The following is a 1,090-nucleotide window of genomic DNA, read 5'->3' on the forward strand; positions in this document are numbered from 1 at the left end:
CTTTGTAGGCAAGGCAACTCCAGTAACAGTTCAAGTGAAAGATGCCAACGGAACAGCGACAACAACGACTTACACCCCAACGGTAACAGCTGTAACTCCAACAGGTGCTTCATCGGTTACTGAAGGAGCTCGTGGAACTATTCAAACATCTCCTGTAGTATTTGATACGCCAGATCAAGATAATACAACAGTAAACTTTAATAAAGGTCATGAGAAAGTTGATCTTGATAAGTCTACTCTAACATTAGTTGATAAAACTGGTAAAGAAGTGAAAGAAGTTACAGTTCCGGGAGAAGGAACATATGTACTTAAGGATGGAGTCGTTGAATTTACACCAGAAAAAGATTTTGTAGGACAGGCGACTCCAGTAACAGTTCAAGTGAAAGACGTCAATGGTAAAGTAGTTTCTGAAACTTATACTCCAACTGTGCGTCCTGTAACGGAGTTTAAAGACACAGATGGGAATGTTGTTTCAGGAAGTACTACAGAAGATGGCAAAGTTGATAAGAAGGACTTCCCGGGCTATAGATTTGTTGAAACTAAAGTTGATAACAAGGGTAATACTACTCATATCTATGAAAAAGTAACAACGACATTCAAGGATAAGGATGGCAATCTTATTACTGTTGATAAAGACAACAATCCTGTGAAATCAACAGAAAAAGGAGAAATCCCAGCTAAAACGATCCCAGGTTATAAATTTGTAGAGACTAAGAAACTTCCAAACGGAGATATCGAACACATCTATGAAAAAGTAACAACAACATTCAAGGATAAGGAAGGCAATCTTATTACTGTTGATAAAGACAACAACCCTGTGAAATCAACAGAAGAAGGAGAAACTCCGGCTAAAACGATTCCAGGTTATAAATTCGTAGAGACTAAGAAACTTCCAAACGGAGATATCGAACACATCTACGAAAAAGTAAGTACCTTCTTCAAGGATAAAGAAGGAAACGAAATTCCAAACTATCCAAGTGAGCCAGGCACAGTCGATAAGAAAGATATTCCAGAGTACCGCTTCGTAGAGACTAAGAAATTACCAAATGGTGACACAGAACATATCTATGAAAAAGTAACAACTTTCTTT

The 1,090-nt window shown here is 37.8% G+C and carries 1 protein-coding gene; it reads left to right on the plus strand.

What is annotated here, in order from left to right; genetic code table 11:
- A partial coding sequence (locus WKI42_RS10445; RefSeq protein WP_368081885.1) for a MucBP domain-containing protein occupies positions 1-1,090 on the plus strand: 1,090 nt, incomplete at both ends.

The organism is Streptococcus pseudopneumoniae (assembly GCF_038148935.1).
In the GTDB taxonomy this organism is placed as follows: Bacteria; Bacillota; Bacilli; order Lactobacillales; family Streptococcaceae; genus Streptococcus; species Streptococcus pseudopneumoniae_U.